24 protein-coding genes are annotated in these 23,739 nt (G+C 37.5%); all 24 read left to right on the top strand.

What is annotated here, in order from left to right; translation table 11 throughout:
• Nucleotides 1-128 precede the first annotated feature (128 nt).
• The 24 genes from RTP99_RS08380 (at nucleotide 129) to dprA (ending at nucleotide 23,646) form a co-directional block, all read left to right on the top strand.
• Nucleotides 129-491 (top strand): Asp23/Gls24 family envelope stress response protein, encoded by a 363-nt coding sequence (locus RTP99_RS08380; RefSeq protein WP_000021109.1) that lies wholly within the window; start codon nucleotides 129-131, stop codon nucleotides 489-491.
• Between the two features lie 22 nt (nucleotides 492-513).
• Nucleotides 514-2,190 (top strand): DAK2 domain-containing protein, encoded by a 1,677-nt coding sequence (locus RTP99_RS08375; protein ID WP_000027110.1) that lies wholly within the window; start codon nucleotides 514-516, stop codon nucleotides 2,188-2,190.
• A 289-nt stretch (nucleotides 2,191-2,479) separates the two neighbouring features.
• Entirely contained in the window at nucleotides 2,480-4,528 is a 2,049-nt protein-coding gene (recG, locus tag RTP99_RS08370) for an ATP-dependent DNA helicase RecG (protein WP_001006888.1), read from the top strand.
• An 88-nt stretch (nucleotides 4,529-4,616) separates the two neighbouring features.
• A complete protein-coding gene (gene fapR, locus RTP99_RS08365) occupies nucleotides 4,617-5,210 on the top strand; it encodes a transcription factor FapR (protein ID WP_000747352.1) in 594 nt (197 codons plus the stop codon).
• The gene (plsX, locus tag RTP99_RS08360) at nucleotides 5,207-6,199 is read left to right on the top strand and encodes a phosphate acyltransferase PlsX (RefSeq protein WP_000684108.1); all 993 of its coding nucleotides are present in this window, start codon (nucleotides 5,207-5,209) and stop codon (nucleotides 6,197-6,199) included. The genes fapR and plsX overlap by 4 nt, the downstream gene beginning before the upstream one ends.
• A gap of 14 nt (nucleotides 6,200-6,213) precedes the next feature.
• Nucleotides 6,214-7,158, top strand: a complete 945-nt coding sequence (gene fabD, locus RTP99_RS08355) for an ACP S-malonyltransferase (protein WP_000516950.1) — start codon at nucleotides 6,214-6,216, stop codon at nucleotides 7,156-7,158.
• Nucleotides 7,158-7,898, top strand: a complete 741-nt coding sequence (fabG, locus tag RTP99_RS08350) for a 3-oxoacyl-[acyl-carrier-protein] reductase (RefSeq protein WP_000911784.1) — start codon at nucleotides 7,158-7,160, stop codon at nucleotides 7,896-7,898. Before fabD ends, fabG begins: the two co-directional genes overlap by 1 nt.
• 69 nt (nucleotides 7,899-7,967) lie before the next feature.
• On the top strand, nucleotides 7,968-8,201 hold the full coding sequence (gene acpP / locus RTP99_RS08345; RefSeq protein ID WP_000786062.1) for an acyl carrier protein: 234 nt from the start codon (nucleotides 7,968-7,970) through the stop codon (nucleotides 8,199-8,201).
• 58 nt (nucleotides 8,202-8,259) lie between these two features.
• Nucleotides 8,260-8,997, top strand: a complete 738-nt coding sequence (gene rncS / locus RTP99_RS08340; protein WP_001146876.1) for a ribonuclease III — start codon at nucleotides 8,260-8,262, stop codon at nucleotides 8,995-8,997.
• A 147-nt stretch (nucleotides 8,998-9,144) separates the two neighbouring features.
• Complete coding sequence (gene smc, locus RTP99_RS08335; RefSeq protein ID WP_000479000.1) at nucleotides 9,145-12,714, top strand: chromosome segregation protein SMC; 3,570 nt, start codon at nucleotides 9,145-9,147, stop codon at nucleotides 12,712-12,714.
• 15 nt (nucleotides 12,715-12,729) lie between these two features.
• Nucleotides 12,730-13,719: a signal recognition particle-docking protein FtsY gene (gene ftsY / locus RTP99_RS08330; protein WP_000007647.1), complete on the top strand. Its 990-nt coding sequence runs from the start codon at nucleotides 12,730-12,732 to the stop codon at nucleotides 13,717-13,719.
• Nucleotides 13,720-13,852: 133 nt separating this feature from the next.
• Nucleotides 13,853-14,185, top strand: coding sequence for a putative DNA-binding protein (locus tag RTP99_RS08325; protein WP_000891062.1), 333 nt, complete (start codon nucleotides 13,853-13,855; stop codon nucleotides 14,183-14,185).
• 12 nt (nucleotides 14,186-14,197) lie between these two features.
• Nucleotides 14,198-15,547 carry a signal recognition particle protein gene (gene ffh / locus RTP99_RS08320; protein WP_000863461.1) on the top strand — a complete coding sequence of 450 codons (1,350 nt, stop codon included), beginning with the start codon at nucleotides 14,198-14,200 and terminating at the stop codon, nucleotides 15,545-15,547.
• Nucleotides 15,548-15,647: 100 nt separating this feature from the next.
• Complete coding sequence (gene rpsP / locus RTP99_RS08315) at nucleotides 15,648-15,920, top strand: 30S ribosomal protein S16 (protein ID WP_000268750.1); 273 nt, start codon at nucleotides 15,648-15,650, stop codon at nucleotides 15,918-15,920.
• A gap of 14 nt (nucleotides 15,921-15,934) precedes the next feature.
• Nucleotides 15,935-16,162: a KH domain-containing protein gene (locus RTP99_RS08310; RefSeq protein WP_000737403.1), complete on the top strand. Its 228-nt coding sequence runs from the start codon at nucleotides 15,935-15,937 to the stop codon at nucleotides 16,160-16,162.
• A 121-nt stretch (nucleotides 16,163-16,283) separates the two neighbouring features.
• Entirely contained in the window at nucleotides 16,284-16,799 is a 516-nt protein-coding gene (gene rimM, locus RTP99_RS08305; protein WP_000170268.1) for a ribosome maturation factor RimM, read from the top strand.
• On the top strand, nucleotides 16,799-17,533 hold the full coding sequence (gene trmD / locus RTP99_RS08300) for a tRNA (guanosine(37)-N1)-methyltransferase TrmD (RefSeq protein ID WP_000686892.1): 735 nt from the start codon (nucleotides 16,799-16,801) through the stop codon (nucleotides 17,531-17,533). Before rimM ends, trmD begins: the two co-directional genes overlap by 1 nt.
• Before the next feature lie 146 nt (nucleotides 17,534-17,679).
• Nucleotides 17,680-18,024: a 50S ribosomal protein L19 gene (rplS, locus tag RTP99_RS08295; protein WP_001186516.1), complete on the top strand. Its 345-nt coding sequence runs from the start codon at nucleotides 17,680-17,682 to the stop codon at nucleotides 18,022-18,024.
• 101 nt (nucleotides 18,025-18,125) lie between these two features.
• A complete protein-coding gene (gene lepB, locus RTP99_RS08290) occupies nucleotides 18,126-18,677 on the top strand; it encodes a signal peptidase I (protein WP_000711857.1) in 552 nt (183 codons plus the stop codon).
• A 20-nt stretch (nucleotides 18,678-18,697) separates the two neighbouring features.
• The gene (gene ylqF / locus RTP99_RS08285; protein ID WP_000236697.1) at nucleotides 18,698-19,588 is read left to right on the top strand and encodes a ribosome biogenesis GTPase YlqF; all 891 of its coding nucleotides are present in this window, start codon (nucleotides 18,698-18,700) and stop codon (nucleotides 19,586-19,588) included.
• 51 nt (nucleotides 19,589-19,639) lie between these two features.
• Nucleotides 19,640-20,413: a ribonuclease HII gene (gene rnhB / locus RTP99_RS08280; protein ID WP_001174724.1), complete on the top strand. Its 774-nt coding sequence runs from the start codon at nucleotides 19,640-19,642 to the stop codon at nucleotides 20,411-20,413.
• 193 nt (nucleotides 20,414-20,606) lie between these two features.
• Entirely contained in the window at nucleotides 20,607-21,767 is a 1,161-nt protein-coding gene (sucC, locus tag RTP99_RS08275) for an ADP-forming succinate--CoA ligase subunit beta (protein WP_001020785.1), read from the top strand.
• Nucleotides 21,768-21,786: 19 nt separating this feature from the next.
• Nucleotides 21,787-22,689, top strand: a complete 903-nt coding sequence (gene sucD, locus RTP99_RS08270; protein ID WP_000115178.1) for a succinate--CoA ligase subunit alpha — start codon at nucleotides 21,787-21,789, stop codon at nucleotides 22,687-22,689.
• 87 nt (nucleotides 22,690-22,776) lie between these two features.
• A complete protein-coding gene (gene dprA / locus RTP99_RS08265; RefSeq protein WP_000818028.1) occupies nucleotides 22,777-23,646 on the top strand; it encodes a DNA-processing protein DprA in 870 nt (289 codons plus the stop codon).
• Nucleotides 23,647-23,739: the final 93 nt, after the last annotated feature.

The raw sequence follows: 23,739 nt of genomic DNA, 5'->3' as shown, positions 1-23,739 counted from the left end.
AGTGTAGTTTTCAACATAAAATATGAGAGTGAAAAAGAAAGAACGATGGAATTTTCTTTAAAAAGATTATATGATAGTAACTAAAGTAGTCTAACTCACTTTCACCATTTATGAAGGGGGAAAACGAGATGTCAATTGAAATTAAAACGAAGTACGGTCAAATTGATATTAGTACAGATGTAATTGCAACAATTGCTGGAGGTGCCGCGGTAGATTGCTACGGTATCGTAGGTATGGCATCAAAAAATCAGTTAAAAGATGGATTAACAGACATTTTACGAAAAGAAAATTTCACTAGAGGTGTTATTGTTCGTAAAGATGAAGATGAAGTACATATTGATATGTATATTATTGTGAGCTATGGTACGAAAATTTCAGAAGTAGCACATAACGTGCAGACGAAAGTGAAATATACATTAGATCAAACTGTAGGACTAGCAGTAGATTCTGTAAACATCTACGTACAAGGAGTTAAAGTAATAAACTTGTAATGTGCATTAAGGAGGAAAATCTGTGTCAATTCAAAAAATTGATGGAAAACGTTTATCACAAATGATCATTCAAGGAGCGAATAATTTAACAAATAATGTTCAGCTTGTTGATGCATTAAACGTATTTCCAGTTCCAGATGGCGATACCGGTACAAACATGAACTTATCTATGACTTCAGGCGCACGTGAAGTGAAAGCAAATCCTTCACAACATGCTGGTAAAGTCGGCGTAAGTTTAGCCAAAGGATTATTAATGGGAGCTCGTGGTAACTCTGGAGTTATTTTATCTCAGTTGTTCCGTGGTTTCTCGAAATCCATTGAACAAAAAGAAGAATTAACAACAGTTGATTTTGCTGCAGCTTTAGAAGCTGGAGTAGAGGCGGCTTACAAAGCGGTTATGAAACCGATTGAAGGAACGATTTTAACGGTTGCAAGAGAAACGGGTAAATATGCAGTAACAGTTGCGAAAAAACAGCGCGACTTTGTTTTGTTTATGGAAGACGTTGTGAAAGAAGCAAATGCATCGTTAAATCGTACGCCAGATTTATTACCTGTATTAAAACAAGTTGGCGTTGTAGATAGCGGTGGTAAAGGTCTTGTAGTAGTTTACGAAGGATTTTTAGCTGACTTAAAAGGAGAAACGATTTCTTCTGATGCACCTGCCCAACCATCTATGAATGAAATGGTACGCGCAGAACATCACCGTAGTGTACAAAGCCAATTGAGTACAGAAGATATTAAGTATGGATATTGTACGGAGTTCATGGTGAAATTAGAAGCTGATAAAGTGAAAGAACATAATTTCTCTGAACAAAAATTCCGTGAAGATATTAGTGTGTATGGTGATTCACTACTAGTTGTATCTGATGATGAAATTGTAAAAGTTCATATTCATGCAGAGCATCCTGGAGACGCTATGAACTACGGACAACGTTACGGTAGTTTAATCAAGATTAAAGTAGAGAATATGCGTGAACAGCATACTGCTTTATTAGATGAGCCTGCTATGATGCCTGAGCCAACTAGCCAGCCTAAAGAGAAACAACCATATGGTATCGTAACTGTAGCTATGGGATCTGGTATTAAAACTTTATTTGAAAGCATTGGCGCGACGAAAGTTATCGAAGGTGGCCAAACGATGAATCCAAGTACTGAGGATATCGTGAAGGCGATTGAAGAAGCAAACGCTGAAAAAATCATTATTTTACCGAACAACGGGAATATCGTAATGGCAGCAGAACAAGCAGCGTCAGTTGTGGATCAAGAAGTGATTGTAGTTCGTTCAAAAACAGTTCCTCAAGGTATGGCTGCAATGTTAGCATTTAATCCAGTTGGAACGCTAGAGGAAAATGAAGAAAACATGAAAGAAGCTTTATCTCATGTGAAAACAGGTCAAATTACGTATGCTGTACGTGATACGGAAATTGATGGTGTGGCAATTCAAAAAGATGATTTCATGTGTATCGCAGATGGAAAAATCGTATCAACAAATGCTGAAAAAGTAGGAGCTGCGAAGCAATTACTAGAAGCACTAATTGATGAAGATTCTGAAATCGTAACGATTCTACAAGGTGAAGATGCAACTGATGAAGAAGTAGCTGAATTAGTTGAGTTTGTAGAAGAGAATTTTGAAGATGCAGAAGTAGAAGTACATGCTGGAAACCAACCGGTGTATTCTTTCATCTTCTCTGTAGAATAAGAAAAAAATTCGTTTTGAAAATAAATGGATTACTTACTTGCTAATGGATAATAAGTAGTAATATGAAGTTTATTACTAGTTTTTATTCAAAAGGCTAGCATATTGAAGATAAAAAAGAGCCTTGCTGCTAATAGTGAGGCTCTTTTCTTTCGTGTTGTTTATGAGGGATTTGAGTAGTTTCTCTTAGAATGCCTATGATAGAATATATAAGGTGAAAGAGAGCGATTACAGATGTCAATCATGTTAATGGATAATGAATCAAAAAATAATGTGACGGAGCGTGAGAATCTTGAATGAAGTTGTACAAGTTCCTGTTACGGATGTAAAGGGAATCGGAGGAGAAACATCTGAATTACTACACGAGATGGGAATTTATACAGTTTCTCATCTATTAGAACATTTTCCGTACCGTTATGAAGACTATGCGATGAAAGATCTTGCAGAAGTAAAGCATGATGAACGTGTAACAGTTGAGGGAAAAGTTCATAGTGCTCCTTTACTGCAATATTACGGGAAGAAGAAGTCGCGTCTTACGGTTCGTGTCCTCGTAGGTCGTTATTTAATTACAGCTGTATGTTTTAATAGGCCGTACTATAAGCAGAAGTTAAATTTAGATGAAACGGTAACGGTTACTGGAAAATGGGACCAGCATCGTCAAACGATTGCGGTATCAGAACTTCATTTTGGACCGGTTGTACGTCAACAAGAAGTGGAGCCTGTGTACTCAGTGAAAGGGAAACTTACAGTAAAACAGATGCGCCGTTTTATTGCACAAGCGTTAAAGGAGTATGGAGACTCTATAGTTGAAGTGTTACCAGATGGATTGCTAAGTCGGTATAAATTACTGCCACGTTATGAAGCGCTTCGGGCTTTGCATTTTCCATCGGGGCAGGAAGACTTGAAGCAAGCGCGTCGCCGGTTTGTATATGAAGAGTTTTTCTTATTTCAGTTGAAAATGCAAACGTTACGAAAAATGGAGAGGGAAAATTCGAAAGGGACGAAAAAAGAAATTCCTTCAGAAGAATTGCAAGAGTTTATCGATGCACTTCCGTTTCCGTTAACTGGTGCGCAAAGCCGAGTTGTAGATGAAATTATGAAAGATATGACATCTCCTTATCGAATGAATCGTCTGTTGCAAGGTGATGTAGGTTCTGGTAAAACGGTGGTCGCTGCAATTGGTCTTTATGCAGCGAAATTAGCGCATTATCAAGGTGCTTTAATGGTTCCAACAGAAATTTTAGCAGAACAACATTATCAATCGCTCGCAGAGACGTTCTCGCACTTTGGTATGAAGGTTGAATTGTTAACAAGTTCAGTTAAAGGTGTGAGACGCCGAGAGATTTTGGCAAAATTAGAACAAGGAGAAATAGATATCCTTGTTGGAACACATGCTTTAATTCAAGATGAAGTTATCTTTCATAGGTTAGGTCTCGTGATTACTGATGAACAACATCGATTTGGCGTAGCGCAGCGACGAGTTTTACGTGAGAAAGGTGAAAGTCCAGACGTATTATTTATGACAGCGACCCCGATTCCACGTACGTTAGCAATTACTGCATTTGGAGAGATGGATGTTTCTATAATCGATGAGATGCCAGCTGGTAGAAAGGTAATTGAAACATACTGGGCAAAACATGACATGTTAGATCGTGTTCTCGGTTTTGTAGAGAAAGAGATAAAAAAAGGAAGACAAGCATATGTTATTTGTCCTCTAATTGAAGAATCTGAGAAACTTGATGTACAAAATGCAATCGACTTACATAGTATGCTGACTCATCATTATCAGGGGAAATGCCAAGTCGGATTAATGCATGGAAGATTATCATCTCAAGAAAAAGAAGAGATAATGGGGCAATTTAGTGAAAATAAAGTGCAAATTCTTGTGTCGACAACAGTTGTTGAGGTGGGTGTGAACGTACCGAATGCGACTGTAATGGTTATTTATGATGCAGAGCGTTTCGGTTTATCACAGCTTCATCAGCTAAGAGGACGTGTTGGGCGTGGTAGTGAACAATCGTATTGTTTATTAATAGCAGACCCTAAATCAGAAACAGGAAAAGAAAGAATGCGCATAATGACTGAAACAAATGATGGATTTGTATTGTCAGAAAAGGATTTAGAATTACGAGGTCCTGGAGATTTCTTTGGGAGTAAGCAAAGTGGTTTACCAGAATTCAAGGTTGCTGATATGGTACATGATTATCGGGCGCTAGAAACAGCTAGACAAGATGCGGCGTTACTAGTAGATTCAGAAGCGTTTTGGCATAATGATCAATATGCGTCGTTGCGTACGTATCTTGACGGGACAGGTGTGTTCCAGGGAGAGAAGCTCGATTAAAGGGAGGCAACAAAAGTTTTTGTTGCATTCTACTTTTAATGATTATATACTACTGTTAGTACCTAGTCATAAAAATGGATGGTGCGGTATGAAAAAAAGAAGAAGTAAAAAAGAAAGACAAGAATTATTACAACAAACGATAGAAACGAATCCTTTTATTACGGATGAAGATTTAGCAGAAAAATTTCAAGTGAGTATACAAACCGTACGTCTTGATCGTATGGAATTATCTATTCCTGAATTAAGAGAAAGAATTAAACATGTAGCTACAAAGCAACATGAAGAAGATGTGAAATCTTTACCGTTAGAAGAGGTTGTCGGAGAAATTATTGATATAGAATTAGATAGACATGCGATTTCTATTTTTGAAGTGAAGGTAGAACACGTATTTAAAAGAAATCAAATTGCCCGTGGGCATCATTTGTTTGCACAAGCAAACTCACTAGCTGTTGCAGTTATTGATGAAGAATTAGCTTTAACTGCAAAGTCTACCATTCGATACATTCGTCCTGTAAAATTAGGAGAGCGTGTTGTTGCAAAAGCGCGCGTGGAAGATGTAGAGAATGATAAAGGGCGGACGGTTGTCAAAGTGCGTAGCTTTGTTGGAGAAGAACTTGTTTTTACAGGCACTTTTGAAATGTATCGATCTAGTAATTATAGTGAGGAAGGTAACAACTTATGAAAATCGCAATAGATGCAATGGGCGGCGATCATGCTCCAAAGGCTGTCGTACTAGGAGCAATGAAAGCTATTAAGGAATATTCTGATTTACATATTACGTTAGTGGGGAAAGAAGAGGAAATTCGTCAATACTTAACGAGTGAAGAACGAATTACTATACTTCATACAGACGAAAAAATTGAATCGACAGATGAACCAGTAAGAGCGGTTCGTCGAAAAAAACAAGCTTCAATGGTACTTGCGGCGCAGCAAGTGAAAGACGGTGTAGCGGATGCTTGTATATCAGCTGGTAGTACAGGAGCTTTAATGGCGGCTGGATTGTTTGTTGTAGGTCGTATGGAAGGAATTGAGCGACCAGCTTTATCCCCTACAATGCCAACTGTTGATGGAGAAGGTTTTGTTATGTTAGATGTTGGAGCGAACGTTGATGCAAAACCGATTCATTTATATCAATATGCAGTAATGGGATCTGTATATGCTGAGAAAGTAAGAGGAATTAAAAATCCTCGCGTTGGACTTTTAAACGTTGGAACAGAAGATGGTAAAGGTAACGAGCTTTCAAAACAAGTCTTTGCAATGCTTAAAGATGCCCCAATTAATTTCGTTGGGAACGTTGAATCAAGAGATTTATTGCAAGGTGTAGCAGATGTTGTTGTATGTGATGGTTTTACAGGGAATGTAGCACTGAAATCATTAGAAGGAACAGCACTTGCATTATTCTCTATGTTAAAAGAGCAGTTAATGAGTTCGTTTACGAGCAAATTAGCAGCAGCGGTATTAAAGCCAAAACTTATGGTATTAAAAGATAAAATGGATTATTCGGAGTATGGAGGAGCGGCATTATTTGGATTGAAGGCTCCTGTCATTAAGGCTCACGGTTCTTCCAATGACCAATCGATATTTAGTGCGATTCGTCAAACGAGAGAAATGGTAGCGAAAGAAGTTATTCCTACTATTTCAAGCGTAATGGAGAAAGAGCCACTCCAATAAGAGGAGGATTTGAAATGGGAAAACTAGCATTTCTTTTTCCGGGCCAAGGTTCACAGGCAGTTGGAATGGGTAAACAGTTAGCAGAGAATAATAAAGAGGTTGCAAATGTATTTGCAAAAGCAGATGAGGTGTTGCAAGACTCACTTTCAGAAGTGATTTTTGAAGGGCCGCAGGAAAAGCTTACGTTAACAACAAATGCGCAACCTGCTTTATTAACGACGAGTTTTGCTATTTTGACAGCTTTAAAAGAGTATGATATTACACCAGACTTTGTCGCAGGGCATAGTTTAGGTGAGTATAGCGCTCTTGTAGCAGCGGGTGCATTAACTTTTGAGGATGCAGTATATGCTGTAAGGAAACGTGGGGAATATATGGAAGAAGCTGTTCCTGGCGGAGAAGGTGCAATGGCGGCTATTTTAGGTGCTGATCCACATATGCTGAAACAAGTTACAGAAGAAGTAACAAGTGAAGGACATGCAGTACAAATTGCTAATATGAATAGTACGAAGCAAATTGTGATTTCTGGAACAAAGCAAGGAGTCGAGATTGCTTCTCAAAGAGCGAAAGAAAATGGTGCAAAGAGAGCAATTCCGCTTAAAGTAAGTGGACCGTTTCACTCTGCGCTTATGAAGCCAGCGGCGGAGAAATTCCAAAGTGTCTTAAATGAAATTACAATTCAAGATACGAATATTCCGGTAATCGCAAATGTAACAGCAGACGTTATTACAAGTGGTGCACATATTCAAGAAAAGTTAATCGAGCAGCTCTATTCGCCTGTCTTATGGTATCCATCCATTGAATATATGGTGAGTCAAGGGGTAGATACATTTATTGAGATTGGACCTGGGAAAGTACTTGCTGGACTTATGAAGTCAATTGATTCATCAGTGAAAGCATACGCGATATACGATGAAGAGACATTACAAGATACCATTTCGAATTTGAGAGGAGAAAGTTGATGTTAAAAGGGAAAGTAGCATTAGTAACGGGTGCTTCACGTGGAATTGGTCGTGCAATTGCGATTGATTTAGCAAAACAAGGGGCAAATGTTGTAGTAAATTATGCTGGTAACGAGCAAAAGGCAAATGAAGTAGTTGATGAAATAAAGAAATTAGGTTCGGATGCAATTGCAGTAAGAGCAGATGTTGCAAATGCTGAAGACGTTACAAATATGGTGAAACAAACTGTAGATGTATTTGGACAAGTTGATATTCTTGTAAATAATGCAGGTGTAACAAAAGATAATTTATTAATGCGTATGAAAGAAGAAGAATGGGATACAGTTATTAATACAAACCTAAAAGGTGTATTCTTATGTACAAAGGCAGTATCTCGATATATGATGCGTCAACGTCATGGACGTATTGTAAATATCGCTTCTGTTGTCGGAGTAACGGGAAACCCAGGACAAGCAAACTATGTTGCTGCTAAAGCGGGTGTAATCGGATTAACAAAAACATCAGCAAAAGAGCTAGCAAGCCGCAATATTACTGTAAATGCAATTGCTCCTGGATTTATTGCGACAGATATGACAGACGTATTAGATGAAAATATAAAAGCTGAAATGTTAAAATTAATTCCTGCGGCTCAGTTTGGTGAAGCGCAAGATATCGCAAATGCTGTAACGTTTTTTGCTTCTGATCAAAGCAAATATATTACAGGTCAAACGTTAAATGTTGATGGCGGTATGGTAATGTAATAAAAGAATCGATTTCAGCTAGTTTTTTTGGACAATATTTAATATAATATTTGAGGGGAGGTGAATGGAATGGCAGATGTTTTAGAGCGTGTAACAAAAATTATCGTTGATCGTTTAGGAGTAGAAGAAACAGAAGTAGTACCAGCTGCAAGCTTCAAGGAAGATTTAGGAGCAGACTCCCTAGATGTAGTAGAACTTGTAATGCAATTAGAAGACGAATTCGAAATGGAAATTTCTGATGAAGATGCTGAAAAGATTGCTACTGTTGGCGATGCTGTGACTTACATAGAGAGTCATCTATAATGCTTGAATGAAGTCCCGTTTTTTAGCGGGGCTTCTCGGCTTATATCTGGAGGGACCTATGCCGTACCGTAAATATAGAGAAAAAAAATACGAAACAAAATATCGTGAAGCGTTTAAAGTATTTCAAGAAAAAATAGGTATTACGTTTACAGATGAAAAATTATTGATTCAAGCATTTACGCATTCATCGTATGTGAATGAGCATCGAAAAAAACCGCATGAAGACAATGAGCGTCTCGAATTCCTTGGAGATGCAGTATTGGAACTTACTGTATCGCAGTATCTGTTTCAAAAATATCCGACAATGAGCGAAGGAGAGTTAACAAAACTACGTGCAGCTATTGTATGTGAACCATCTCTTGTTCGTTTTGCAAACGAGTTGTCATTTGGTAGCCTAGTTTTATTAGGAAAAGGTGAGGAAATGACAGGCGGACGTGAACGACCAGCTTTATTAGCGGATGTCTTTGAAGCGTTTATTGGTGCCCTTTATCTTGATCAAGGGCTAGAAACAGTATGGGGCTTCTTAAAAGAAATTGTATACCCTAAAATTAATGAAGGTGCTTTTTCTCATGTGATGGATTATAAGAGTCAATTACAAGAGTTGATTCAGCGTGATGGTAGTGGCAATATTGAGTATCAAATTTTGCAAGAAAAAGGACCGGCTCACAATCGAGAATTTGTGTCACGTGTTACGTTAAATAACGTGGCCTTAGGTCTTGGTAGTGGCAAGTCGAAAAAAGAAGCAGAGCAACAAGCTGCTGCAGAAGCGTTGAAAAAGTTAAAAGAACAACTATAAGGAATCCCCCTTTGAATGAGGGGGATTCCTTGTGCATAGAATGAAACTTTCCTTTCGTTTATAAATGTAAGGAAATGAAATCCGTATAATCGTTTGTTTTTGTATAAACAACATTTATAGCAACGGAGAATAGGAGGAAGGCCTTTCGTGTTTTTAAAAAGATTAGAAATAGCGGGATTTAAGTCTTTTGCTGAGCGTGTATCTGTCGATTTTGTCCCAGGTGTAACGTCTGTAGTAGGACCTAATGGAAGCGGGAAAAGTAATATTACTGATGCCATTCGTTGGGTACTTGGTGAACAATCGGCAAAATCATTACGTGGTGCAAAGATGGAAGATATTATTTTTGCAGGTAGTGATACGAGAAGAGCGGTTAATGTTGCTGAAGTAACATTAACTTTAAATAATGAAGATCAACGTTTACCGATTGAATATAATGAGGTGTGTGTAACGCGTCGTGTATCTCGTTCTGGTGATAGTGATTTTTATATTAATAAACAATCATGCAGGTTGAAAGATATTATCGATTTATTTATGGACTCTGGTATGGGAAGAGAAGCTTTTTCGATTATTAGCCAGGGGAAAGTTGAAGAAATTTTAAGTAGTAAATCAGAAGAACGTCGTGGGGTATTTGAAGAAGCGGCGGGAGTGCTGAAATACAAACTTCGTAAAAAGAAAGCTGAAGGTAAATTAGCAGACACACAAGAAAACTTAAATCGTGTACAAGATATAATTCACGAATTAAGTAGTCAAGTAGAACCTTTAGAAAGACAAGCTTCTATTGCAAAGGATTATCTCGAGAAAAAAGAAGAATTAGAGAAAGTAGAAGCGGCGCTTATTGTACATGAAATTGAAGAATTACATGAGAAATGGGAAGCGCTTCGAAATCAGTTTGGGCATAATAAAAACGAAGAAGCGAAAATGTCAACGCATTTACAAAAAGGTGAAGAAGAGCTAGAAGAATTACGAGGCCAATTACAAGCAGTAGATGAGTCTGTAGATTCCCTGCAAGAAGTACTTTTACTTTCTAGTAAAGAGCTAGAAAAGTTAGAAGGACAGCGTGAGCTATTAAAAGAGAGAAAGCAAAATGCAACGACGCATTGTGCACAACTCGAACAGTTAATTGTTGAATTAACAGAGAAAGCTACAAGTTATGATGGTGAGATTGAATCGAGTACAGAAGTATTGATGCAATTTGTAAATCATGTAAAAGAGTTGGAGACGAAATTGCATGACAATGAGCAATTACTTGCAACGTTTGCTGACAATTTAGAAGAGCAAATTGAGAATTTAAAAGGTGACTATATTGAACTTTTAAATCAACAAGCTAGTCATCGTAATGAGTTATCTATGATTGAAGAACAATCTAAACAACAAAACTCAAAAAATGAACGCCTTGATGAAGAAAATGCGAAATATGTAGAAATGCGTATGGAAATTACAGCGAAAAAGACAAAACTTGTGGAAAGTTATGAACAAGTAAAAGAAAAAGTAGCTGGAATCCTTTCGAATATACAAAAGACAGAAGCGGCACTTGGGAAATGCAAGGCGCAGTATAGTGAAAACGAAACAAAACTGTATCAAGCATATCAATTTGTACAACAGGCACGTTCTCGAAAAGAAATGCTAGAAGAGATGCAAGAGGACTACTCTGGTTTCTATCAAGGGGTACGTGAAGTATTAAAAGCTAGAGAAAATAGGTTGCAAGGTATTGAGGGTGCTGTTGCAGAACTGCTAACGGTACCGAAAGAATATGAAATTGCAATGGAAATTGCTCTAGGTGCAGCGATGCAGCATATAGTTGTACAAAAAGAAGAACATGCTCGTAATGCAATTGCGTTTTTAAAACAAAATAAACATGGACGAGCAACGTTTTTACCGCAAGCTGTTATTAAAGGTAGATCGTTATCATTTGAGCAATTACGTATTGTAAATCAGCACCCATCGTTTGTAGGTGTGGCAGCAGAACTCGTGCAATATAACAATAAATATGAAAATGTAGTTTCAAATTTATTAGGTACTGTTATTGTTGCAAAAGATTTACGCGGAGCGAATGAGTTGGCGAAACAATTGCAATACCGTTATCGCATTGTAACAATCGAAGGTGATGTAGTAAACCCTGGCGGTTCTATGACGGGTGGAGCGGTAAAACAGGCGAAATCATCTTTATTAGGACGTCAACGTGAACTAGAAGAGTGGACGAGTAAGTTAACTGATATGGAAGAGAAAACAACGAAGTTAGAAAACTTTGTTAAAGCAGTAAAACAAGAGATTCAAGAAAAAGAAGTGCAAATACGCGAACTAAGGCAAAGTGTAGAAGCAGAGCGTGTAGATGAACAGAAATTAAGAGAAGAAATTAGTCGCTTAGAATTAGAAGAACATCGTATTAATGATCGTTTATCTATTTACGATTTAGAGATTGAAGGGTTCTTGCAAGACCAAGTGAAAATGCAAGGCCGTAAAGAAGAGTTAGAAAAGATTTTGGCGACTCTTCAGGCAGAGATTACGGAATTAGATAGCAAAATCACAGCTTTAACAAAACAAAAAAGTGAGCAACATTCTTCGAAAGAAAAAGTTCAAAAAGAAATGACTGAGTTAAAAGTGTTAGCAGCTGAAAAGCAACAACGCTTATCTAATCAAAAAGAAAAAGTAGAACGATTGACGAAGGAAAAAGAAGAAACCGATGCAACGCTTGTCAAAACGAAAGAGGATTTAGCATTCTTAAAACAAGAAATGACATCGAATTCAAGTGGTGAAGAACAAATTACGAATATGATTGAGAAGAAAGCATATGATCGTAATCAAACTTCAGAGTTAATTCGCTCTCGTCGTGAACAACGTGTATCGTTACAAGAGAGAGTAGAACAGTTAGAGCGTAACCTGAAAGAAACAACAGGTAAACATAAATACATTCTTGAGATGTTGAAAGATCAAGAGGTAAAAATAAACCGACTTGATGTAGAGTTAGAAAATAGATTACAACATTTACGTGAAACATATACGATTTCATTTGAAGCGGCAAAACTGAAGTATACAATGGTGATGCCTGCTGAGGATGCACGTAAAAAGGTGAAACTAATTAAACTCTCCATCGAAGAGCTAGGTACAGTAAACTTAGGAGCAATTGATGAGTATGAGCGTGTGGCAGAGCGTCATACATTCTTACTAGAGCAAAAAGATGATCTAGAAGAAGCAAAAACGACATTGCACCAACTTATTACTGAAATGGATGAAGAAATGAAAAAACGCTTTTCTACTACGTTTGAAGGAATTCGAATGGAGTTTCAATCGGTGTTCTCTGAATTATTTGGAGGCGGTAGAGCGGATTTAGTTATGACGAATCCAGAGGACTTATTAAATACGGGTATTGATATCGTAGCGCAACCGCCAGGGAAGAAACTGCAAAACTTAGGTTTACTTTCAGGTGGAGAGCGTGCTTTAACGGCAATTGCGCTGCTATTTGGTATTTTAAAAGTGCGCCCAGTCCCATTCTGTGTATTAGATGAGGTAGAGGCTGCTCTTGATGAGGCAAACGTTGCCCGTTTTGCTCAGTATTTAAAGAAATTTAGTGATGAGACACAGTTTATTGTAATTACACATAGAAAAGGTACAATGGAAGAGTCTGACGTATTGTACGGTGTAACAATGCAAGAGTCAGGGGTATCTAAACTTGTTTCGGTTCGTTTAGATGATGGAGAAGAACTAGTTGCAAGCAAATAGAAAGGATGGGACAGTATGAGCTTTTTTAAAAAACTAAAAGAAAAAATTTCAAAACAAACAGATACGGTAACAGAGAAGTTTAAACAAGGATTAGAAAAAACGAGAAATTCGTTTGCAGATAAAGTAAATGATTTAGTCTTTCGTTACCGTAAAGTAGATGAAGATTTCTTCGAAGAATTAGAAGAAATTTTAATCGGTGCAGATGTTGGCGTTTCGACAGTGATGGAATTAATCGACCAGCTGAAAGAAGAAGTGCAACGCCGTAATATTCAAGATCCAAAAGAAGTACAAGCTGTTATTTCGGAAAAATTAATAGAAATTTATAAAGGTGACAGCGATTTTACTAATGAAATTAATGTGCAAAAGGATGGTTTAACAGTTGTTTTATTTGTTGGTGTGAATGGTGTAGGTAAAACGACAACAATTGGTAAGATGGCTCATAAGTTTAAATCAGAAGGTAAGTCTGTCTTATTAGCAGCAGGAGATACATTTCGTGCTGGAGCGATTGAACAATTGGAAGTATGGGGCGATCGCGTTGGGGTAGAAGTGATTAAACAAGGATCAGGGTCTGATCCAGCAGCGGTTATGTATGACGCTGTACAAGCTGCAAAAGCACGTAAAGTAGATGTATTACTATGTGATACAGCAGGACGTTTACAAAATAAAGTAAACTTAATGAAAGAGTTAGAGAAGGTAAAGCGTGTAATTGAGCGTGAAGTACCAGGAGCTCCTCATGAAGTATTGCTTGTTATTGATGCAACAACAGGACAAAACGGTTTAAGTCAAGCGAAAACATTCCGTGAAGCAACGAATGTGACTGGTATTGTTTTAACGAAGTTAGATGGAACTGCTAAAGGTGGTATTGTATTAGCAATTCGTAACGAAATGGATGTACCGGTGAAATTCGTTGGATTAGGAGAGCAAATGGATGATCTGCAACAGTTCGATCCAGAACAATATGTATATGGTTTATTTGCGAACTTAGTAGAAACAGAAGAAGTATAAGTGAAAGAAGCGGTATTTTCCGCTTCTTTTTCTATAAAAATATGAGATGTTAAGAAAAAAACTTGACACTCTTTTGTACTCCATGTAAACTAATTCATGTAAAGGGAAATCACTTAACAAAGGATGATCCAACATGCTCGAAAAAACAACGAGAATGAACTATTTATTTGATTTTTATCAATCGTTGTTAACGCAAAAACAAAGAAGTTATATGTCGCTTTATTATCTAGATGATTTATCTCTTGGTGAAATTGCGGAAGAATTTGATGTAAGTCGCCAAGCCGTGTATGATAACATTAAACGGACTGAAGCGATGCTTGAAGAATATGAAGAAAAATTAGTATTACTTCAAAAGTTTCAAGAGCGACAGCGACTTGTTGCAAAGCTAAAACAGCTAATCAGCGAAGAAGAGCATGTGAATGAAGAAATGAAACAAGTTGTTGAAGCTATCGAAAAATTAGATTAGGAGGGCGGCAATATGGCATTTGAAGGATTAGCCGACCGACTTCAACAGACGATGCAAAAAATCCGCGGCAAAGGAAAAGTTTCTGAAGCCGATGTGAAAGAAATGATGAGAGAAGTTCGTCTAGCTCTTTTAGAAGCGGACGTTAACTTTAAAGTAGTAAAAGATTTTGTAAAGCGTGTATCTGAACGTGCTGTCGGACAAGATGTAATGAAAAGTTTGACACCTGGACAACAAGTAATTAAAGTTGTACAGGAAGAACTTACAGAACTTATGGGCGGAGAGCAAAGCAAAATTGCTGTTGCTAATAAGCCACCGACTGTTATTATGATGGTTGGTCTGCAAGGTGCAGGTAAAACAACGACGACAGGTAAGCTTGCGAATTTGCTTCGTAAAAAGCATAATCGTAAACCAATGCTTGTTGCGGCGGATATTTACCGTCCTGCAGCGATTAAACAGCTTGAAACATTAGGGAAGCAATTGGACATGCCTGTATTCTCTTTAGGAGATCAAGTAAGTCCTGTTGAAATTGCGAAACAAGCGATTGCAAAAGCGAAAGAAGATCATCATGATTATGTTTTAATTGATACAGCAGGTCGCCTGCATATTGATGAAGAACTAATGGATGAATTAGCGAAAGTGAAAGAAGTTGCGAAACCGGATGAAATTTTCCTTGTTGTCGATGCGATGACAGGACAAGACGCGGTTAATGTTGCACAAAGTTTCCATGAACAGTTAGGTTTAACAGGGGTTGTATTAACGAAGCTGGATGGTGATACGCGCGGTGGTGCGGCATTGTCTATTAAAGCTGTTACAAATACGCCAATTAAATTTGCTGGTATGGGTGAAAAACTAGATGCACTTGAAGCGTTCCATCCAGAACGTATGGCATCCCGTATTTTAGGGATGGGAGACGTCTTAACATTAATTGAAAAAGCGCAAGCTACAGTTGATGAAGAGAAAGCAAAAGAACTTGAGCAAAAAATGCGTACGCTTTCGTTTACACTTGACGATTTCCTAGAACAACTTGGACAAGTGCGTCAACTTGGCCCGCTTGATGAATTGTTAGGAATGCTTCCTGGTGCAAATAAAATTAAAGGGCTGAAAAATGCACAAGTTGATGAAAAACAAATTGGGCATATTGAGGCAATTATTCGTTCTATGACTAAATTAGAGCGAGAACAACCGGAAATAATCAATGCTAGTCGCAAAAAACGCATTGCCAAAGGTAGCGGTACAACGGTACAAGAAATCAATCGTTTAATCAAGCAATTTGATGATATGAAAAAGATGATGAAAACGATGACTGGAATGCAAAAAGGTAAGAAAAAAGGACTAGGTGGATTGAAGTTTCCATTCATGTAAGGAAAAAAGATGGCTCTGTTAAGAAAAAATACTTTACAAAGCAATAGTCTTTTTGCTAATATAATTATCTGTGTGAAATAAATTCGGAGGTGCTTTATAAATGGCAGTTAAAATTCGTTTAAAACGTATGGGAGCTAAAAAAACTCCTTTCTATCGTGTAGTTGTTGCAGATTCTCGTTCTCCTCGTGACGGACGTTTCATTGAGGAAATCGGTACTTACAATCCGGTTGCTCAACCAGCTGAAGTTAAGATCAACGAAGAAGCAGCATTAAAATGGTTAGGAAATGGTGCTAAACCATCTGATACAGTTCGTAACTTATTCTCTAACCAAGGTATCATGGAGAAATTCCACTTATCTAAACAAGGTAAGTAATTGAGGCAATGACTATGAAGAAGTTAGTCGAGACGATTGTCAAGCCTCTTGTCGATTATCCTGAAGATGTAAAAGTTACACAGGAACTTTACAACGGAGAGATAAAGTATCGATTAACTGTACATCCTGAGGATGTTGGAAAAGTCATTGGAAAACAAGGGAAAGTTGCGAAAGCAATTCGAATGCTCTTGTATTCAGTGGGACATCACAATAGTGAAAAAGTAACACTGGAAATTCAATAAACGTAAAAAGGGCGAGGAGTTATTTCCTCTCCCTTTTTTAACATTTAAAGAGAAATTGCATGTTCCATATGTGAAATGGGGATGCTTAATTTATATAGAAACCAGGGGTGACATACTGTTTATGACAAAATGGTTTAACGTAGGGAAAATTGTAAATACTCATGGCGTAAAAGGAGAAATTCGTGTGGTTTCTCGTACTGATTTTCCAGAAGAGCGATATAAGGTAGGGAATACGTTATACATATCGAATGAAAAAGGTGGAGAGCCTTTCCCAGTAAAGATTACTTCTCATCGTCAACATAAAACATTTGATTTATTGACATTTGAAGGATATGGGAATGTAAATGAAGTAGAACAGTTTAAAGGTTCTCTTTTAAAAGTGCCTGAAGATCAATTAGGCGAACTAGCTGAAGGCGAATACTACTATCATGAAATTATTGGTTGCAACGTTGTAACGGAAGAAGGAGAAGCGTTAGGGACAATAAAAGAAGTTTTATCTCCTGGTGCAAATGATGTTTGGGTAATTAAACGTCCAAAAGGTCAAGATCTGTTAATTCCTTATATTGATGATGTTGTACTTCAAGTTAACATTGAGAATAAATTAGTAACCATTCATGTAATGGAAGGGCTACTATAATGAAAATTGACATTTTAACTTTGTTTCCAGATATGTTTACAGGTGTGTTTGGATCTTCAATTTTAAAGAAAGCACAAGAAAAAGAAGCGGTAGAGCTTCGTGTTGTCAATTTCCGCGATTATACAACGAGTAAGCATAATAGCGTGGATGATTATCCGTATGGTGGCGGCGCTGGGATGGTATTAACTCCTCAGCCTATTTTTGATGCTGTAGAAGATTTAACGAAAGAAACGGAGCGGAAGCCGCGAGTTGTCTTAATGTGTCCGCAAGGTGAAAGGTTTACTCAGAAGAAAGCGGAAGAGCTTGCAGAGGAAGAACATTTAATCTTTGTATGTGGGCATTATGAAGGATATGACGAACGAATTCGTGAACATCTCGTAACAGATGAGATTTCTATCGGTGACTATGTATTAACGGGTGGAGAGTTAGCCTCTATGGTTATAACTGATAGTGTCGTACGTCTCCTTCCAGGAGTACTAGGAAATCATGCTTCACAAGTCGAGGATTCGTTTAGTACAGGTTTATTAGAGCATCCTCATTATACACGTCCAGCTGATTTTCGTGGTATGAAAGTGCCAGATGTATTAATGTCGGGAAATCATAAAAATATTGATGAATGGCGACATAAAGAATCGTTGCGTCGTACGTACACGCGTAGACCGGATTTACTAGAAGAACGAGAATTGTCTAAGCAAGAAAAGAAGTGGCTAGAACAGATTAAAGAAGGCAAATAAGTGCTTGATATATTTTCTATTGCAACAGCCTTAGCAATATGCTATTATAACACTTGTGCTGCTGAAATCAGTAGCCGTATTAACGATGTTCCGCTGTAATTTATTTAGACTTTATAAGAGCATCTGTTTAAAGGAGAGAATTTAATATGCAACAATTAATCGCAGAAATTACAAAAGGCCAATTAAAAACTGACCTTCCTTCATTCCGTCCTGGAGACACTTTACGTGTACACGTAAAAGTAGTTGAGGGAACTCGTGAAAGAATTCAGCTTTTCGAAGGTGTTGTAATTAAACGTCGTGGTGGCGGAATCAGTGAAACATTCACAGTTCGTAAGATTTCTTACGGTGTAGGTGTAGAGCGTACATTCCCAGTTCACACGCCAAGAATCGCGAAAATCGAAGTACTTCGCCGTGGTAAAGTACGTCGTGCTAAGTTATACTACTTACGTAACCTTCGCGGTAAAAAAGCACGTATTAAAGAAATTCGATAAGACATGTATGGGAGCTTGTAAATGCACAAGCTCCCTTTTTCCAATCTATATAAAATTTTGATATAATACGATCAGCTTACATAATCGTGGAGGGGAAAAGCATGAAGAAAGAAAAGAGTTCACTTTGGGAATGGATCAAGGCAATTTTGATAGCTGTTGTATTAGCAGGTGTTATTAGACAGTTTTTCTTTGCGCCAATTCTCGTAGATGGAGTATCGATGGCGTCTACATTACATGATCGCGATCGAATGATAGTTAATAAAATTGGTTATCACATAGGAGATCCGAAACGATTTGATATTATTGTATTCCGAGCGACGGAAGATAAAGATTATATTAAGCGTATTATCGGCCTACCAGGCGATGAAATAGAGTATCGTAATGATAAACTATATGTTAACGGAAAGGCTTATGAGGAGCCGTATTTAGACAAGCAGAAAAAACAAATTGCTGACGGACCGCTTACATATGATTTCACTCTTGAAGAAATGACAGGGAAGAAAACTGTTCCAGAAGGTCAATTATTTGTTTTAGGCGATAATCGTCGTTTTAGTAAAGATAGCCGTTCGATTGGTACAATTTCAATGGACCAAGTGATTGGAAAGGCAAATATACTATATTGGCCGTTAAAAGATGCTCGTATTGTGAAATAAAAGAAAAAGAAGGTGGCAACATGGTAATTCAATGGTTCCCGGGACATATGGCAAAGGCTAGACGCCAAGTAACAGAAAAATTAAAGTTAATTGATGTTGTAATTGAGCTTGTAGATGCTCGATTACCTTTATCTTCTCGAAATCCGATGATCGATGAGATTATTACACATAAACCGAGGCTTGTTGTTTTAAATAAAGCGGATATGGCAGACGATCGTTTAACAAAGCAATGGATCGCATATTTTAAAGAAAAAGGCCATATGGCAATTTCAATTAACGCACAGGCTGGACAAGGCATGAAGGAAATTGCGGCGGCTTGTAAAGTGTTAGTGAAAGAGAAATTCGATAAAATGGTTGCAAAAGGTATTAGACCGAGAGCGATTCGTGCATTAATTGTAGGGATACCGAATGTTGGTAAATCTACGTTGATTAATAAGTTAGCGAAGAAAAATATTGCTAAAACAGGGGATCGTCCTGGTGTGACAACAGCTCAGCAATGGATTAAGGTTGGGAAAGAAATGGAGCTGTTAGATACGCCAGGTATTTTATGGCCTAAATTTGAAGACCAATTAGTTGGGTTACGTCTAGCTACGACTGGTGCAATTAAAGATTCTATTTTAAATCTACAAGACGTAGCTGTTTATGCGCTACGTTTTATGGAGAAACATTACCCAGACCGATTAAAAGAGCGCTATAATTTAAATGACATTCCAGAAGACATCGTGGAGTTATTTGATGCGATTGGAAAAAATAGAGGCTGTTTAATGGGCGGCGGAATGATTGATTATGATAAAACATCTGAACTTATACTTCGTGAGCTTCGTGGTGGCAAACTTGGGAAAATGACGTTTGAAACACCAGAAGAGTTTGCGGAGCAGACAGAAGATGCAGAAAAAGTAGAAGAAGTATAAGACGTGCGTTTGTACGTCTTTTCTTTTTTGTATATAAAGGGAGTGGCATGAATGCAAAAAGTGACTATTCAAGAGGCGGAACATTTACTACAAGAAATTATGAGTGAAGAGGACGACCGCTTTCAAATATTAATAAAAGATGAACGTAAAGGGGTACAAAAGCTCATTTCTAAGTGGTATAAACAAAAAGAGTTAGCGCAAAAGGAAAAAGAAAAATTTCTAGAAATGTCTAAGTATGAAAATGCGTTACGTGAAAAAGGTCTCACATATATCGCAGGTATAGATGAAGTAGGTCGTGGACCGTTAGCTGGGCCTGTTGTGACGGCAGCTGTCGTTCTTCCTGAGGATTTTTATATTCCGGGGTTAAATGACTCGAAAAAGTTGAGTGAAGCGAAACGTGAGCGTTTTTATGATGAAATTAAAGCGCAAGCAATTGCAATTGGAGTTGGAATTGTATCACCGCAAGTTATTGATGAAATAAATATTTATCAAGCGACGAAACAAGCGATGTTAGATGCTGTAGCGAATTTATCTTGTACACCACAATATTTATTAATTGATGCGATGAAACTCCCTACACCAATTCCGCAAACATCTATTATTAAAGGTGATGCAAAAAGTATTTCTATTTCAGCTGCATCCATTATTGCGAAAGTAACGAGAGATCGTATGATGAAAGAGCTTGGAGAAAAGTATCCTGCATATGGATTTGAACAACATATGGGATATGGCACAAAACAGCATTTAGAAGCGATTGAAGCGCATGGCATATTAGAAGAACATCGAAAATCGTTCGCGCCAATTAAAGATATGATTCAAAAATAAGCTGCGAAAACGCAGCTTATTTTGTATTTTGACATATAAACATTACTATTTTCCAAAAAGAATAAAGCGATTTCAGTTTTCTGACACTTTATTGTAGACAGCGTGCCAATCATCTTATACAATGGCAATGTAATGTTTTTTAAACATTAAAAAACTTTTCGAGTAAAACAGGAAAACAGGGGAGGATGGGACCATGAATATCCATGAGTACCAAGGTAAGGCAGTCCTTAGAAGCTATGGGGTTAGCGTTCCGAACGGGAAGGTTGCATTTACAGTAGAAGAAGCTGTAGAAGCGGCGAAAGAATTAGGAACGGATGTATGTGTAGTGAAAGCACAAATTCACGCTGGTGGACGCGGCAAAGCTGGCGGAGTAAAAGTTGCAAAAAATTTAGATGAAGTTCGTACATATGCAGAGAGCATTTTAGGAACTACACTTGTGACACATCAAACAGGTCCTGAAGGTAAGGAAGTAAAACGCTTACTTATCGAAGAAGGTTGCGATATTAAAAAAGAATATTATGTAGGTCTTGTTTTAGACCGTGCAACTTCTCAAGTTGTTTTAATGGCTTCTGAAGAAGGCGGAACAGAAATTGAAGAAGTAGCAGAAAAAACACCTGAAAAAATCTTTAAAGAATATATTGATCCAGCAGTAGGCTTACAAGGCTTCCAAGCACGCCGAATTGCATTTAACATCAATATTCCAAAAGAGCTTGTAGGACAAGCTGTGAAGTTTATGATGGGCTTATACCGTGCTTTTATCGAAAAAGATTGCTCTATCGCAGAGATTAACCCACTTGTTACAACAGGTGATGGTAAAGTTATGGCATTAGATGCGAAATTAAACTTTGATTCTAATGCTTTATATCGCCATAAAGACATTTTAGAACTTCGTGACCTTGATGAAGAAGATGCAAAAGAAATCGAAGCTTCTAAATATGACTTAAACTACATTCCTTTAGATGGAAATATCGGTTGTATGGTTAATGGTGCAGGTTTAGCGATGGCTACTATGGATATCATTAAACATTACCATGGAGATCCAGCTAACTTTTTAGATGTTGGTGGCGGTGCGACAGCTGAAAAGGTTACAGAAGCATTCAAAATTATCCTTTCTGACAAAAATGTAAAAGGTATCTTCGTTAACATTTTTGGTGGCATTATGAAGTGTGATGTTATTGCAGAAGGTGTTATTGAAGCAACGAAACAAGTAGGTCTTGAATTGCCTTTAGTTGTACGTCTTGAAGGTACAAACGTAGAGTTAGGTAAGAAAATTTTAAATGAGTCTGGCTTAAATATTGTTGCAGCAGAATCTATGGCAGACGGTGCACAAAAAATTGTTTCACTAGTGGGCTAATAGAAAGCGGGGGAGAAAAATGAGCGTATTAGTTAATAAAGATACAAAAGTTATTGTTCAAGGTATTACAGGTTCTCAAGGGTTATTCCACACAAAGCAAATGATAGAATACGGTACGAAAATTGTCGGTGGTGTAACGCCAGGTAAAGGTGGCACTGATATTGAAGGTGTACCAGTATTTGATACTGTAGAAGATGCAGTGAAAGCAACAGGCGCAAACGCTTCAGTTGTATACGTTCCACCCGCTTTTGCGGCTGATGCAATTATGGAAGCAGTTGATGCAGAAATTGATTTAGTAGTATGTATTACTGAAGGAATTCCTGTATTAGATATGGTAAATGTAAAGAGATATATGGCTGGTAAACATACACGTTTACTTGGACCGAACTGCCCAGGTGTTATCACACCTGATGAATGTAAAATTGGTATTATGCCAGGATACATTCATAAAAAAGGTCATGTAGGTATCGTATCTCGCTCTGGTACATTAACGTATGAGGCTGTACATCAGTTAACACAAGAAGGTATTGGTCAATCTACGGCTGTAGGTATCGGCGGAGACCCTGTTAACGGTACAGACTTTATTGACGCGTTAAAAGCATTTAATGAAGATGAAGAAACACACGCTGTAATTATGATTGGTGAAATCGGTGGTACAGCGGAAGAAGAGGCAGCTGAATGGGTAAAAGCTAATATGACAAAACCTGTTGTAGGCTTCATTGGCGGCCAAACAGCGCCTGCTGGCAAACGTATGGGTCATGCTGGTGCAATCATTTCTGGCGGCAAAGGAACTGCTGCAGAAAAGATTAAAACGATGGAAGCTTGTGGTATTAAAGTAGCGGAAACTCCAGCAGTTATGGGTGAAACGCTAATCTCTGTCTTAAAAGAAAAAGGTCTATTTGAGACTTGTAAAAACTACTAATCTGTTGAAAGACACCTTCTTGCTTGAAGGTGTCTTTTTACAAACTTCTTGTTAACATAATAAAAATTATGGGTAAGGAGAATTGTGATGAAAAGAGAACGATTATTACATCTTCATTACTTGTTAGCAGACCATTGGAAGGCGATAGAGAGGCTATTACATGTCGATCCAGAATTGAAGGAAATATACAATTTTAATGCAAAACAAATTGAATGTTACACTGGAATATCCTCGAAAAAATCTTCAGAATTAGTAAATTTTCTTCAAAGTTCAAATCTCCCACAATATATATCTTATTTAGAGAAAAATCGATTCTTTTATATGACAATATGGGATGAAGATTATCCAAAATTATTACGTGAAATACAAGATCCTCCCTTTGTATTATATGGAAAAGGAGAAAAAGATTTTCTCAATAAAGTGAATAAATTAGCGGTTGTTGGAACAAGAGAACCGAATTTATATGGATATGAAAGTTTGAAATTTATTTTACATCCATTATTAGAAAAGGAATGGCTTGTTGTCAGTGGATTTGCAAGAGGGATAGATGCGATGTCTCATGAAATTACAGTAAGACGGCATTGCCCAACAATTGCGATACTAGGACATGGATTATCGTATATATATCCAAGAGAGAATCGATATTTATATGAAGTGTGGAATGAATATATATTGTTATTAACAGAGTATCCGCCGCACTATGCACCGAAAAAATGGTATTTTCCAAAAAGGAATCGGATTATTAGTGGCATAAGTAAAGGTGTTTTAGTTGTAGAAGCGAAATCGAGAAGTGGAACACTTATTACCGCAGACCTTGCTCTAGAGCAAAATAGAGAGGTATTTGCACTTCCTGGACCTATATTTATAGATAGTGCATCAGGAACAAATCATCTCATTCAACAAGGAGCGAAACTAGTAAGAAATGCAGAAGATATACTGGAAGAGATTTTAAATTAACCTTATATTTTTATGTTTTTATTAAACAATTATTGACAAATGGTAGATAGGCACTGTATGGTATATTCATTCTTGATTGACAAAAACAAGAGA

This window comes from Bacillus sp. (in: firmicutes), from assembly GCF_031983925.1.
GTDB classification, from domain to species: domain Bacteria; phylum Bacillota; class Bacilli; order Bacillales; family Bacillaceae_G; genus Bacillus_A; species Bacillus_A pacificus.
The sequence above is the reverse complement of the archived record's forward strand: the minus strand, read 5'-3'. Positions and strand labels throughout refer to the sequence as shown.